11 protein-coding genes and 1 pseudogene are annotated in these 14,776 nt (G+C 36.3%); 8 read left to right on the top strand and 4 right to left on the bottom strand.

The window, feature by feature from the left end:
- Positions 1–251: pseudogene (locus MKX78_RS24465) on the top strand (MerR type regulator); the annotation flags it as partial.
- Positions 252–368: 117 nt separating this feature from the next.
- Here MKX78_RS24465 and MKX78_RS24460 read toward each other — a convergent pair.
- From MKX78_RS24460 to MKX78_RS24450, 3 genes are all read right to left on the bottom strand, one after another.
- On the bottom strand, positions 369–998 hold the full coding sequence (locus tag MKX78_RS24460; RefSeq protein WP_341053032.1) for a hypothetical protein: 630 nt from the start codon (positions 996–998) through the stop codon (positions 369–371).
- A 447-nt stretch (positions 999–1,445) separates the two neighbouring features.
- Positions 1,446–2,291 carry an AraC family transcriptional regulator gene (locus MKX78_RS24455; protein ID WP_031670162.1) on the bottom strand — a complete coding sequence of 282 codons (846 nt, stop codon included), beginning with the start codon at positions 2,289–2,291 and terminating at the stop codon, positions 1,446–1,448.
- Positions 2,292–2,404: 113 nt separating this feature from the next.
- The gene (locus MKX78_RS24450) at positions 2,405–2,980 is read right to left on the bottom strand and encodes a recombinase family protein (protein ID WP_031670164.1); all 576 of its coding nucleotides are present in this window, start codon (positions 2,978–2,980) and stop codon (positions 2,405–2,407) included.
- Positions 2,981–3,127: 147 nt separating this feature from the next.
- Here MKX78_RS24450 and MKX78_RS24445 point away from each other — a divergent pair, with 147 nt between their 5' ends.
- From MKX78_RS24445 to MKX78_RS24435, 3 genes are read left to right on the top strand one after another with little or no spacing between them, the layout of a single operon-like run.
- Complete coding sequence (locus tag MKX78_RS24445; RefSeq protein ID WP_341053029.1) at positions 3,128–6,094, top strand: Tn3 family transposase; 2,967 nt, start codon at positions 3,128–3,130, stop codon at positions 6,092–6,094.
- A gap of 18 nt (positions 6,095–6,112) precedes the next feature.
- Entirely contained in the window at positions 6,113–6,322 is a 210-nt protein-coding gene (locus tag MKX78_RS24440) for a M23 family metallopeptidase (RefSeq protein WP_341053036.1), read from the top strand.
- A 12-nt stretch (positions 6,323–6,334) separates the two neighbouring features.
- On the top strand, positions 6,335–6,904 hold the full coding sequence (locus tag MKX78_RS24435; protein ID WP_341053027.1) for a MerR type regulator: 570 nt from the start codon (positions 6,335–6,337) through the stop codon (positions 6,902–6,904).
- Positions 6,905–7,160: 256 nt separating this feature from the next.
- Here the strand turns inward: MKX78_RS24435 and MKX78_RS24430 are convergent, their stop codons facing one another.
- Positions 7,161–7,556 (bottom strand): DUF3888 domain-containing protein, encoded by a 396-nt coding sequence (locus MKX78_RS24430; RefSeq protein ID WP_341053024.1) that lies wholly within the window; start codon positions 7,554–7,556, stop codon positions 7,161–7,163.
- A 618-nt stretch (positions 7,557–8,174) separates the two neighbouring features.
- Here MKX78_RS24430 and MKX78_RS24425 point away from each other — a divergent pair.
- From MKX78_RS24425 to MKX78_RS24410, 4 genes are read left to right on the top strand one after another with little or no spacing between them, the layout of a single operon-like run.
- Complete coding sequence (locus MKX78_RS24425) at positions 8,175–8,741, top strand: restriction endonuclease subunit S (protein ID WP_341053022.1); 567 nt, start codon at positions 8,175–8,177, stop codon at positions 8,739–8,741.
- 18 nt (positions 8,742–8,759) lie between these two features.
- Positions 8,760–10,352, top strand: coding sequence for a type I restriction-modification system subunit M (locus tag MKX78_RS24420; RefSeq protein ID WP_341053020.1), 1,593 nt, complete (start codon positions 8,760–8,762; stop codon positions 10,350–10,352).
- Positions 10,342–11,589, top strand: a complete 1,248-nt coding sequence (locus MKX78_RS24415) for a restriction endonuclease subunit S (RefSeq protein ID WP_341053018.1) — start codon at positions 10,342–10,344, stop codon at positions 11,587–11,589. The genes MKX78_RS24420 and MKX78_RS24415 overlap by 11 nt, the downstream gene beginning before the upstream one ends.
- Before the next feature lie 18 nt (positions 11,590–11,607).
- The gene (locus MKX78_RS24410; RefSeq protein ID WP_341053016.1) at positions 11,608–14,766 is read left to right on the top strand and encodes a type I restriction endonuclease subunit R; all 3,159 of its coding nucleotides are present in this window, start codon (positions 11,608–11,610) and stop codon (positions 14,764–14,766) included.
- Positions 14,767–14,776: the final 10 nt, after the last annotated feature.

Raw genomic sequence — 14,776 nt, 5'->3', positions numbered from 1 at the left:
TGGAACGCTTCTTTCCTGAAACAGAAGAAGAAACCACGCTTTCTATGGAATATCGAATAAAAGACATTAATATTTACCCGTCAGTTGAAAAAGAAAGTGCTTTAGTGGTATTTGAAGGTTCAACCGTTAATTTAAATAATGGTCAAAGAGAAGATAACCGCATTACTGTAGAAGCATTCTTACAAAATGAAGGGGAAAAATGGATTGTTAATGATTTTAAGCAGATACATGCAGAAATGTTAGGTTCTTAACTAGGAGGGGTTTAAATTGAAATTATAAACCATTCACCTTTCCAAAAGAAATTAATTTCGCCTCAGAGCCAATCTGAAGCGTAGTTAATTTCTTTTTTTGCGTAGCTGAAGCATGAACTATTCTTTTTTGCTCAACCAATTATTAATGGCTACTTTTACATTGGTGGTACTGTCTTTTACCTCTTCAAAAATCATGGATAAAAGAGTAAACCAAGATATTTCTTCGTTGTATGGATTATTCTTATTTACATACTTCATGACTTGTTTTAATTCATCCATGCGTGATTGATCGAGTTGTTCATGTAAGAATAATTTGACCATGGCATTCAATAAATTCACATTCTGCACGCTTGCGTCTAGTAATAAAGCGGTTGCTTTTGATGGCGTGACGTCTAAGGCATCTGACAGCTGGCGAATATCTTCATATGTCCACTGGGTGAATCGAACCGAGACCCTTTCGTTTTTAGGTGATTGATACTTTCTTTGTAGCGATTCCCTTTCGAGTTGTCCAAAGAAGGTTGTATTGGAAAATCGGTAATCCCTTCTGAAATATTGAGACAAGTATTCCATGACTTTTCTCGACTGCAATCCTTTTTCGCAAAGTATTTCTACAATATCTTTTACTGGTTGATTAGTGATATAAGACAATCGGTAAAGACAATTTTTTAATTCAATGGAAATGGTTGGTTTGATTTCTCTTTTTTTATCTGAACGAGTTTTTCTTTTCTTTTTCTCCTCTTCTTTCAACAAAACAATCCCCTCATTTCGTCAGTTTGCTTTAAGACAGTGTCATAGTGTCTTAGATTTAATTTATGTATATGAGAGATAGAGAGGGGGTATGTTTAAAAAGATTCATTGTTGACCAAACTTTTGATAAAAGAGATTTGGGGAGGAAAAACCGAATGAAATTGACCAAAAAAGAAGCGGAAGAGTTAGCAAAAAGATTACATGAGCATAGCAAAAAATACAGCATTCCTTTGAAAACGAAGAAAGCGAAAAAAGCAAAATAAGCAGAAATATTTCGTTAATGACCGCCACCTTAAGGTGGTTTTTTTCTTAAGGGGTAGCGTCAGGAAAATGCGGATTTACAACGATAAGGAAATTCCAATATAAAAAGCCTGATTTCCCGTCACCTAAACTGAGAAATTGGGCTTTTTATCGATACTCCATAAACAGTATCACTGAATATGTAAATTACTTCGGGATAACAGGGACCCAGAGTTCGTGTCTTGGTTTATGCTTCGGACCGTAATAACATTCTATACACGGTAAATTTGCAAGTTCATATTCGGAGGTAGGGACCCACTCGGAATATAAACGTTTCCATGCATCTACTATGTTCGGAAAAACCGCCCATGTACTTGCGGGAATAATAAGCGTCTCCATATTTGTTGGGGATTCCCCATCGTATCTTACGCCCATGAAATAGGAAAACTCTTCATCTGTTATGGCAGCTTCTTTTCCGCAAACCCCCAGAAGGCTTTCAAGCGTGCATTTGGGATTTTCCCATGACATATCTACTAGTTCTTGCATAAATCCATCTTTTTTCGCAGTGTTCCAAAGTGTAGGGATTGTTTTAAATGCTCTGCTTGTTTTTACTGGCTTACTTTTTCCTACAATTCTTAACTCAAAATCAAGGTTTTCAATTCTGTATTCCATTTCGGTATCTCCTTTAATAGAAATTTGAAAGGAAATTCTGGGAAAGGCTTTTAACTGTACCCCTCGATTACGAGCATTGGAAGGGGTTACTCCATGCATTTTTTGAAAAGCACGTGAGAAAGTATCAGAAGAAACATAACCATATTTAATTGCCACATCGATGATCCGAATGTCACTTTTTTGAATTTCAAATGCTGCGAGTGTTAACCGTCTACGTCTAATATATTCTGATAGCGATACACCTGAGATTGAAGAGAACATTCTTGAAAAATGAAACTCAGAACAATTAGCTGCTTTGGCAATCTCTTTGTAGTCTATTTCTTCATCCAGGCTATTTTCAATGTAGTTTAACGCATTGTTCATTCTTTCTAGCCAATCCATAAGTTTACTCCCTTTCAATATTTACTTTAAAACAAAATAGATAATAATTGCCGACATTTCATGCCTAAAAATGTTGGTAAAAAGAATACACCTTTTGATAGAATCGGGACAAACTATTTGTTTCCTTCCGATAGCTTTCTATATAATGAAGCCCTAGATACATTAGTAATCTCACAAATTTGATTTACAGTCATACCACCTTCTTTATATAGTTTTACTGCATAATTCATTCCTGCGTGATTTTTATGATACTTCTTTAAACGACCCTTAAACTTTCCTTCTTTCTTAGCTAGCTCAATCCCTTCACGTTGACGCATACGGATAAGATCACGCTCTAATTGATTCACACCAGCCATTACTGTAATTAAGAATTGGCTGTATGGATTATTCTCTGATAAATCTAGCCATGTATCCTTGAGTGATTTTAAGCTTGCCTTTTTCCTTCGTATTAAATCAATTAATTCAAATAAGCCCTGCGTACTCCGAGTGATCCGAGTTAAGTCTGTTACATAAATAATGTCTCCTTCCTGTAAATTCTCCAGCATTTTTTGAAGTTGCTCGCGATTCTTTGTTGCACCAGAAACTTTTTCTTCAAAAAGAATATCCATACCGATTTCGTTTAATTGCTGAAATTGCCTTGAAGGATTTTGGCTAGTCGAACTGACACGTATATAACCAATTTTTCGCAAAATATCACCTCGTTTTTGAGACAAGTTTTATGAGACACTCTTAACTATGATTTTATCAGTCTACTATACTTGTATCAATAGAGTACACTCTATTGATATATAATTGAACTAATAAATTGAAAAATTACAGAAATGGGATGATACTGAATGAAAATTGCAAGAGGTAGAGAATTGCTTACACCGGAACAGCGACAAGCCCTAATGCAAATTCCTCAAGATGAGTGGGTACTAGGAACTTACTATACTTTTGCCAAACGAGATTTAGAAATCATCAATAAACGAAGGAGAGAAGAAAACCGTTTAGGGTTCGCCGTTCAATTAGCCGTTCTCCGGTATCCAGGTTGGCCATACACCCATATCAAAAACATTCCGGATTCGGTCATACATTATATATCGAAACAAATCGGTGCCACTCCATCTTCGCTTAGTCTTTATCCTCAAAGAGAAAATACACTTTGGGATCATTTGAAAGAAATTCGAAGTGAATACGCCTTTGTAAATTTTACTCTAAAAGAATATCGAATGACATTTAAGCATCTTCATCAATTAGCTTTGGAAAATGGCGATGCCATGCATCTACTACATGAATGCATATCTTTTCTAAGAAAAAGCAAAATCATTCTGCCTGCTTTTACTACACTTGAGAGAATGGTGTGGGAGGCAAGGGCAATGGCTGAAAAGAAGCTATTTTATACGTTGAGTCAATCTCTTACAAATGAGCAAAAGGAAAAGCTTGAGGAAGTTATTACGTTACAACATCCATCAGAATCCAATAAAACAATATTGGGTTGGTTAAAGGAACCACCCGGACACCCCTCACCCGAAACATTTCTAAAAGTAATAGAACGACTTGAATACATACGGGGAATGGAATTAGAAACGGTACAAATTAGTCATTTGCATCGCAATCGCCTGCTGCAGCTATCTCGCTTAGGTTCTAGATATGAGCCTTATGCATTCCGTGACTTTCAAGAAAATAAACGATATTCGATATTAACCGTCTATTTATTACATCTTACTCAGGAATTAACGGATAAAGCTTTTGAAATTCATGACAGACAAATACTTAGTCTGTTATCAAAAGGCCGTAAGGATCAAGAAGAAATTCAGAAACAAAACGGTAAAAAGCTGAATGAGAAGGTTATACACTTTACGAACATCGGACAAGCCTTAATTAAGGCGAAGCAGGAAAAATTAGACGTTTTTGAGGTTTTAGAATCTGTTATTGAATGGAATTCTTTTGTCTCTTCGGTGGAAGAAGCTCAAGAGCTTGCACGTCCTGCAGACTATGATTATTTAGATTTACTGCAAAAACGATTTTATTCACTGAGAAAATATACGCCAACGCTATTAAAGGTATTGGAATTTCATTCTACAAAGGCAAATGAGTCACTTTTAAAAGCTGTAGAGATTATCCGAGGAATGAATGAATCTGGGAAACGAAAAGTACCTGATGACTCACCTGTAGATTTTATTTCAAAACGTTGGAAAAAGCATTTATATGAGGATGATGGTACAACAATCAATCGTCATTACTATGAAATGGCTGTTTTAACAGAACTTCGGGAACATGTTCGGGCAGGAGATGTTTCCATTGTTGGTAGCAAACAATACAGAGATTTTGAGGAATATTTGTTTTCAGAAGATACATGGAATCAAACGAAGGAAAATACTAGATTATCGGTTAGTTTATCATTCGAAGATTATATGACGGAGAGAACCAATAGCCTTAACAATAGGTTACAGTGGTTAGCTGCCAATTCCAACAAGTTAGACGGGGTTTCTCTCGAAAAAGGAAAGCTGTCACTTGCACGCTTAGAAAAAGATGTTCCAGAAGAAGCAAAAAAGTTTAGTGCAAGTCTTTATCAAATGCTACCAAGAATAAAATTAACTGATTTACTCATGGATGTTGCTCATATAACAGGATTTCATGAGCAATTCACTCATGCTTCCAATAATCGAAAACCGGATAAAGAAGAAACGATTATTATTATGGCTACCCTTTTAGGAATGGGAATGAATATTGGTTTAAGCAAGATGGCTGAAGCAACACCCGGACTTACATATAAGCAATTGGCCAATGTATCTCAATGGCGCATGTATGAAGATGCAATGAATAAAGCCCAAGCCATATTAGTAAATTTCCATCATAAATTACAATTGTCCTCCTATTGGGGCGACGGTACAACATCCTCGTCAGATGGTATGAGAATGCAGCTAGGTGTTTCATCACTTCATGCAGATGCAAACCCACATTACGGGACTGGAAAAGGAGCCACCATCTACCGATTTACGAGTGATCAATTCTCTTCTTACTACACTAAGATTATTCATACAAATTCAAGGGATGCGATTCATGTTTTGGATGGTTTATTGCACCATGAAACGGATCTAAACATAGAAGAGCATTATACAGACACAGCCGGTTATACAGATCAAATCTTCGGATTGACTCATTTATTAGGATTTAAATTTGCCCCAAGAATAAGAGATTTATCGGACTCGAAATTATTTACAATAGATAAAGCAAGTGAGTATCCAAAGCTAGAAGCTATTTTACGTGGACAGATAAATACAAGGGTCATTGGAGAAAATTATGAGGATGTTTTGCGTTTAGCCCATTCAATAAGAGAAGGAACAGTCTCAGCGTCCCTAATTATGGGGAAGTTAGGTTCTTATTCAAGACAAAATAGCTTAGCTACAGCCTTACGTGAGATGGGAAGAATCGAAAAAACAATCTTTATTCTAAATTACATTTCGGATGAATCACTAAGAAGAAAAATACAAAGAGGATTGAATAAAGGAGAAGCCATGAATGGACTGGCAAGAGCCATATTCTTCGGAAAACAAGGAGAGCTTAGGGAACGAACCATACAGCATCAATTGCAAAGAGCCAGTGCTTTAAACATAATTATCAATGTTATAAGTATTTGGAATACTCTCCACCTAACAACAGCAGTTGAATATAAAAAACAGACAGGTAGCTTTAATGAAGATTTGTTACACCATATGTCGCCCTTAGGTTGGGAACATATTAATTTACTAGGAGAATACCATTTTAATTCAGAGAAAGTAGTCTCATTAGATTCTTTAAGACCACTAAAACTTTCTTAACGTTGTTAAAAACGAGGGATTCGTCAGGAAAATAGGCTTAGCGTTGTAAATCCGCATTTTCCTGACGCTACCCCCAATAGTGTAAAACAAGGTCAAAACGTAAAAGCAGGACAACAAATAGCGGTGTGTGGCTCTACTGGAGACAGTACAGGACCTCATTTACACCTTGAATTTAGAACCGAGCAATACGGCGGTTTCCAAGACCCTAAATCTTATCTAGGTCTATAAGGAGGGGGAATATTGAAAAGTGATCTATTATTAAAAACAGCTGTTCTTGTAATAGGAATTGTGGTTGTTGTAGGGGTGTTTGTGGGCTTTCGGGTGTATGATAACCAGTTAGAACAGATAGATAAATTACAAGCAACTATTAAGCAGAAAGACAATCAAATAGCCCTTTTAGAAACGTCTAATCAAGGGTTAGATCAGGAACATCAAGAAAATGAGTTTGAACAAATCACTGATGCTGTTAATACGTTTATTTATTCCATTTATGATGTAAGAGAGGATAACAGAGATGAGCGTCAAAAAGATGCTGAATTAGTCGTCACACAAGATATGCTGGAACGCTTCTTTCCTGAAACAGAAGAAGAAACCACGCTTACTATGGAATATCGAATAAAAGACATTAATATTTACCCGTCAGTTGAAAAAGAAAGTGCTTTAGTGGTATTTGAAGGTTCAACCGTTAATTTAAATAATGGTCAAAGAGAAGATAACCGCATTACGGTAGAAGCATTCTTACAAAATGAAGGGGAAAAATGGATTGTTCATGATTTTAAGCAGATACATGCGGAAACTTTAGGTTCTTAATTAGGAGTGGAAATGTTGAAAATTAGTTCATTATCAACATTAGCTTTTTTGTAATAATAATGGTTCTGTTAGGCGTGTTTGTTGGCTTTGATAACTTATTAGAACAGATAGGACAATTGCGAGTCCCTGTTATGGATAAAATGATTCTTTTTAATGACGCATAATCAAAATAATAAATAAACTAACCTTTCTAAAAGAAATTAATTTCGCCACAGAGCCAATCTGAAGCGTTGTTAATTTCTTTTTTTATGCTATTTTATAAATCTTTGTGATTAAAATTTAATAATTTCACTCCATCAGGCGAAACTCTTAATGTAAGAGTTTCTATTCCAAGAGGAGGATTATGGGCTCCAACGAAAGTTCGGAACTCAGCTTTAACTGTAAAGTTATATACCCCTTTATTATACTCTTTTTCTTCAGGAGTATTTCCGGGTACATTTCTTTGTATACTAATAATCCTTGCATCATACAAATCATAGGAACGATCAGGTCCGACTTTTTCATTTATTATTTTATAAATATAAGGATTTAATAAAGTTAAATATGAATCATATAAATTTTTATCGTCAATTGAGTTAACATTTGCACTGCCTACTAAAGGGTTCGTAAATAAGCATAGTCCTAAAAGGATCACTAAGATTTTTGATTTCATTTTATTACCCCTTGTATAACAATATTAATTAGCATACAATTTAACATTCCTAATTAGCATATAAATATTCGCTGAAATACTCTATTCTTTTTTGCTCAATCAATTATTAATAGCTACTTTTACATTCGTGGTGCTGTCTTTTACTTCTTCAAAAATCATGGATAAAAGAGTAAACCACGATATTTCTTCGTTGTAGGGGTACCGCCAACCAAATGACATAAATCCCACGTTTAGACATTTTTTTGTACGCTAAGGATTATAACTAAAATGAACGCTTTTGTTACAACATTGGTTTCAAGAAGCGTTAGTCTTTTTTGGCCAATTTAGCTGTGTCAAAAATAATTCGTAACATTATTTATCACAAACCTTTTTGTTACGCTATAATCCTTGATATAAAGGGGTTTATATTCCATAGCGTGGGTTTTATATTAGTACGTTGGCTGTACCCCTCATAGTAATTTAAAAATCACATTTGACCGATTGATGTTCCTTTCACTAAATAATTATGTAATTCCTGAAAATTACACAAAAAGACTTGACCAGCAAAAAACCAAAATGATAAGATGAAATCATAATTAAAAATGTAATTTCTAAGAATTACTTTAAGAGGAGTTGGATATGAAACTCGAAGAGATCGTAACCGTTAAAACAGGTCGAAACCAATCAAGATTAAATGATAATCCACCCTTAGTTGTATATTCCTATGAAGACTTAATTAATGATTTAGATGGGTTACATATGGATTTCAAAGGTGATCATTTTATTAATGGGGATTCTAATCTCAGTGATAGTTATGCAACTAATGAGGGTGATGTTGTATTCAGCTTTGTCAGTTCCAAAGCTGGCATCGTAAGTAAACAAAACCAAGGGAAAATCATCAATCAGAACTTTGCGAGGCTAATCATTGATACGGAACAATTAAATAGGCAGTACCTTTGTTATGCGCTCAATGAATCCCAATCCATTAAAAAGCAAATGGCTATTTCTATGCAGGGAAGTACACTTCCTAAATTAACTCCTGCTATTTTAAAAGAATTGGAGCTTACATTACCAAGCATAAAAAAACAGCAAGTGATTGGACAGGCATACTTCATAATAAGGAAACAACAAGCCCTAGCCAAACAACAAGCAGCGTTAGAAGAACAACTAGTTTTAGGCATCTTAAAAAAACTAGAACAAAACTAAAAAAGCGAGGAACCCAACATGTCAGAATTACATACGAAATTATTTGGTGCGGCAGACCATTTGCGTAGCAAAATGGATGCATCAGAGTACAAAAACTATTTATTAGGCTTAATTTTCTACAAATATCTATCCGATCGACTACTAGAAAAAGTAGTAGAGGTGGCTGACGAATCGTTAGAAGAATACAACACACAAGAAAAACAAACGACGTTATTTATAGAATTATTAGCCGATGAGGGCACCAAAAATGACCTAATCGAAACATTAGTCGATACTTTAGGATACGATATTGAACCAAATTACTTATTTAATGAACTAACCAATCAAGCCAAACAAAATATCTTTCAGCTAAATGATTTAAACAAAGCCTTCATTGATTTATCCACGAAATATGACCAATTTAACGGATTATTCGATGATGTCGATTTGAAATCGAAAAAACTGGGTTCCGATGACCAACAACGAAATATCACGATTACAGAAGTTTTGAAAAAACTAGATGATGTGGATGTGATTGGTCATAATGGCGATGTGATTGGCGATGCGTACGAATACTTAATCAGCCAATTTGCCTCTGAAGCAGGGAAGAAGGCGGGGGAATTTTATACGCCGCATGAAGTATCCGACATGATGGCACGCATTGCAGCCATCGGGCAAGAAGATAAGAAGTTATTCAGCGTATTTGACCCGACCATGGGTTCCGGATCATTAATGTTGAATATCCGTAATTATATCAATCACCCAGATAGTGTCAAATACCATGGACAAGAACTCAATACAACGACATTCAACCTAGCGAAAATGAATTTAATCTTGCATGGGGTTGATAACGAAGATATGCGTGTACGAAATGGCGATACGCTAAATAAAGACTGGCCAACAGATGAGCCTTATACCTTTGATTCCGTACTTATGAATCCCCCTTACTCAGCGAAATGGTCGGCAGATGATACGTTCTTAGATGATTCTCGCTTCAATCGCTTCGGGAAATTAGCACCAAAATCAAAAGCGGATTTTGCGTTTCTCTTACACGGTCTGTATCACTTAAAAGATACAGGGACAATGGCGATTGTCTTACCGCATGGGGTTCTTTTCCGAGGAGCAGCTGAAGGTGTGATTCGTAAGAAATTACTAGAGGATGGCAGTATTGATGCGGTTATTGGCATGCCAGCCAACCTTTTCTTTGGGACAAGCATTCCAACAACCGTGATTATCTTAAAGAAAAACCGTACCACTCGAGATGTATTATTTATTGATGCAAGCAATGAGTTTATTAAGGGTAAAAATCAAAATGAATTGTCCAAAGAAAACCTTGATAAGATCGTGGAAACGTATAAAAAACGGGAAGATGTAGAGAAGTATGCGCATGTAGCAACTTTTGAGGAAATTAAAGAGAATGACTTCAATTTAAATATTCCAAGATATGTCGATACATTTGAAGAAGAAGAACCCGTGGATATGAAATCGATTGGAGCAACGATTCAAGAGATTCGTCGAGAAAAAGCTGAACTAGAATCGAACCTATTTGAGATGATTTCTTCGATGCAATATGACGAGAAAGATGCAGGGTGGATGAAAGGTGCATTAGAGGTGTTTAATCGTGGGAAGTAAGCGTGTGCCAGAAGTGAGGTTTGAAGGGTTTAGTGGGGAATGGAATGAAGTAAAATTAGAGAGTATTTTTGGGAAAATTAGAAATGCATTTGTAGGTACAGCAACACCTTATTATGTAGAAGATGGTCATTTTTATTTAGAATCAAATAATATTAAGAATGGACAGATAAATAGAAAAGCAGAAGTATTCATCAATGATGAATTTTACGAGAAACAAAGAGATAATTGGCTTCATACAGATGACCTAGTTATGGTTCAATCAGGTCATGTTGGACATACAGCAGTAATTCCTAAAGAGCTAAATAATACTGCTGCACATGCCTTAATCATGTTTTCAAATTATAGAAAGGAAACAAATCCTCACTTTTTAAACTATCAATTTCAAAATCAAAAATCAAAAAAAAAATTGGGAAGTATTACGACAGGAAATACAATAAAGCATATTTTATCATCTGAAATGAAGAAATTTCTGGTTGATATCCCTAACTTTGTGGAACAAACCCAAATCGGCCATTTCTTCAAACAACTCGACGAAACGATTGCTCTTCATCAGCAAGAACTCGACACTTTGAAACAAACGAAACAAGGATTCTTACAAAAAATGTTTCCAAAAGAAGGGGAGTCCGTACCGGAAGTTCGTTTTGCTGGGTTTAGTGGGGAATGGGAACAAATTAGATTGGGAGAAAAGGCAATTATTAAAGGTAGACTTGGATGGAAAAGTCTTAAACAAGAAGAATATACTACTGAAGGTCCTAGTATGATAGCTGGAAAACACATTAAAAATGGAGTAATAAATTGGACGTCAGTAGATCACATACCTCAATGGAGGTATGATGAATCACCTGAAATAATGTTGGAAGATGGAGACGTTATATTTTCAAAAGATGGTTCGTTAGGTAATCCAGCTTTAATATCAAATTTAAAAGGTCCAGCTACTATCAATTCCACGATGATGCTAGTACGAGTTGATGAGACAATAGATTCTGAATTTTTCTATCAAGTAATGAAGAGCGAGAAGTTTGAACGTTTAATTTACTTAAAAGTGTCTGGTAGTAGTATTCCTCATTTATTCCAAGCAGATATGAATGATTTTATGTTCCAAGCTCCTTCAAAACTAGAACAAATAAAAATCGGGAACTTCTTCAAACAACTTGAGGGAACAATCGCTCTACAACAACAGGAATTAAATATATTAAAACAAACGAAAAAGGCGTTTTTACAAAAGATGTTTGTATAAGGGAAAGGGGGAGGAAGCGTGGTACAGATTGCACATAAGGATGAATTAGAAGTCGAGCGTCGGCTGATTGAGGTGCTGGGGGAAGGGTATAATCAGTGGAATTATCGACCAGATTTAAAGTCTGAAGAGGATTTATGGCAGAACTTGCGTCAAAAGATTACACAAAACAACTTATCAGAGATGGGAGAACACCCGATTTCTGATAAAGAGTTTGACATGATTAAAACCGAGATTCTACAACGGACCCAGACGCCTTTTGATGCGGCTAAATGGCTTAAAGGAGAAAATGGGATTGCTCGCATTACGATTGAACGGGAAGATGTATCTTTAGGTTCCATGTCACTTATCCTCTATTCAAACCAAGACATCGGTGGTGGCATATCCACCTATGAAGTCGTTCATCAGATTGCGAAGCAAAAAACGGAATCCGACGGACGGAATCGTCGGTTCGATGTTACGCTCTTAATCAATGGATTACCGATTGTTCAGATTGAATTGAAACAAGTCATGGCCAAAGACGGCGTGTTCCAAGCCTATAATCAAATCAAAAAGTACGCAGAAGAAGGGATGTTCCGTAATAATATTTTTTCAACCCTTCAGTTATTTGTCATATCAAATGAGCAAACCACACGCTATTTCGCCAATGCGATGCCAAAAGATATGCATAAGAAATTTATCTTTAGCTGGCGTACAACGGATAACCGAAAAGTAGATAATCTCTATGAATTTGTCAAACAAGTACTAAATATCCCAGATGCTCATAAATTAATTGCCCATTATACAATTGTCAGTGAAGATCATGATAATAAAGCCTTAATGGTGTTACACCCCTATCAGATTCATGCCATAGAAGCCCTGTTTACGGCAGCAATGAAACATGAATCGGGCTATGTTTGGCATGCGACGGGTTCAGGAAAAACGCTCACAAGCTTTGTATCGACCAAGCTATTAGCAAGGAAACCCGGTGTGGATCGAACCATTATGCTCATCGACCGAAAAGACTTAGACAACCAAACAACCTCTGAGTTTACAAAGTTTGCTTCGGAATTTAATACAGGTATTTCTTCAGGCAATGCTCGTTCTAATAGTCTAATTGTAGGAACGGGTAGCTCTAGAGAGTTAAGTCAAACTTTATTAGCTGATGCAAATTCAAATACCGTGATTATTACCACACGCCAAAAGCTAGAAGCAGCCTTACGCTATGCAAAAAAACAAGAAGAACAAAGGGGAATGAATCGCTTTACTAAACTTCTTGGTCAACATATTGTCTTTGTCGTTGATGAATGTCATCGTGCCCTAAGTGCAGAAGGAATGGAGGACATCAAAAAATCTTTCCCGAATTCAACCTGGTTCGGCTTTACTGGGACCCCAATCTTTGATGTGAATAAAAAGCAAGCAAAAGGTCAATTAGCCCGAACGACTAATGATCAATACGGAAGTTGCCTCCATACGTACACGATTAAAAATGCGTTAGATGATAACGCTGTATTAGGGTTTCAAGTAGAGCATGAAGATACCGTAGAACCTACTTCCTTAGAAAATGTCATTTTTGAAGAGCTCCGTCAAAAAGAAAAATACGCAGATTGTAGTGATGAAGAAATCAATGACGTCATTGATACGATGGACGGCATTGAAAAAGAAACGTATTTGAGTCCCGTTCATTTTGAGAGAGATGAACATATTCAAAAGGTCATCCATAAAATATTCCGACCGGATAATGCCTATACAAAGTTTGATTTTACCAATGGTCGCTCACAAAAGTCTGCCATTTTAACAACGAGCTCGATTGAAATGGCGAAGCGCTATTATCATGCGATTAAAGAAATGACGAAAGATCCTGAATGGATGAAGAAGGAATATGCAGACCACCCGATCCGTAAAGGAAGAACAATGGATGATCCTGACTTCCCAAGAATCGCCATTACGTATTCCTTGCAGGAAAATGAAGAAGAAGCAAAAGAAAATCAAGATGAAATGAAAAAAATCATTAAAGATTATAATACTTATTATGGAACAGCTTGGTCGATCGAAGATATCGAACGCTATAATGGTGATATTAATAACCGCCTCGCACGGAAAAAAGCTGAATTCAAACAGTTTGGGAAACACGTTGATTTAGTCATCGTAGTAGACCGTTTATTAACTGGATTTGATGCCCCAACAATTCAAACGCTTTTTGTTGATCGGAATTTAAGTTATGCCAACTTAATTCAAGCCTTTTCACGTACCAATCGTACGTATCCTGGTAAGACGAAAGGGTTAATTGTCACCTTCCGAAAACCGTGGACCATGGAGAAAAATGTAGAAGAGGCCACCAAACTGTATTCGGATAAGCAAGAAGAGACCAACCTCGTCTATCCAACGTATGACGAGTCCAAAAAACGCTTTAAAAAAGCACATAAAAAAATCAAGTCCTTTGTCATCGTTCCAACAGATATCGATGAACATTCTCCTTTAGAGACCCGTGTAGAGTTTGTCAAAGCCTTTCAGGAACTAAGTAATGCCTATGAAGCCTTAGTCACCTATGATGATTACAATGACGAAATGGAAAGGTCAAACACCCTCCAAGAACAGGTGAAGGTTCTAGAAGAGTTTATGGGAATCTATCAGACAGTGAAAGGCTCTCTAGTAAATGATGAGGGACAAGACGGACCTATCCCGGCTTTTGCAGAGATTGAATTTTACGGAGAAAATACGATTAAAATGTACGATATTGATTCAGCCTACATTGATCAGCTATTAGGAACCTATTCGGCAAATAATCAAGATATCCGTCAAGAAATTGAAAAAGCCCTACAAAAAATGAAAAAACCAGAGGTCGTAAAAGAAGTATATCGATCCATCCTAAATGCCATGGATACAGGTGAAATCCGTCCAGATGAGGATATCTTTGTGGTAAAACGTCATTTCTTTACACAACTTCGTGACCAAAAAGTCCAAGATTTTGCAAAGACATGGTTTGTAGATGCAGAACAATTACATATCTCCGTTATACAATATGTAATTGGTGCAGACCCAATCCCAAATATCGGCGGAATCCTCGACAGCAAGCAATTTAAACAATATAAAGCCATCAACCCAGAGGCCAAACCACTCCAATACGGTCCAGAAATGAAACGTCAGTGGCGAGCAACACTAGATGAAGTCATTATTCCTTTGGATGATGAGTTGAGATAAATAGTTATAA

The sequence above is a fragment of the Cytobacillus sp. FSL R5-0569 genome (assembly GCF_038007265.1).
Taxonomy (GTDB): domain Bacteria; phylum Bacillota; class Bacilli; order Bacillales; family Cytobacillaceae; genus Cytobacillus; species Cytobacillus kochii.
This window is presented reverse-complemented; position numbering and strand designations above follow the sequence as displayed.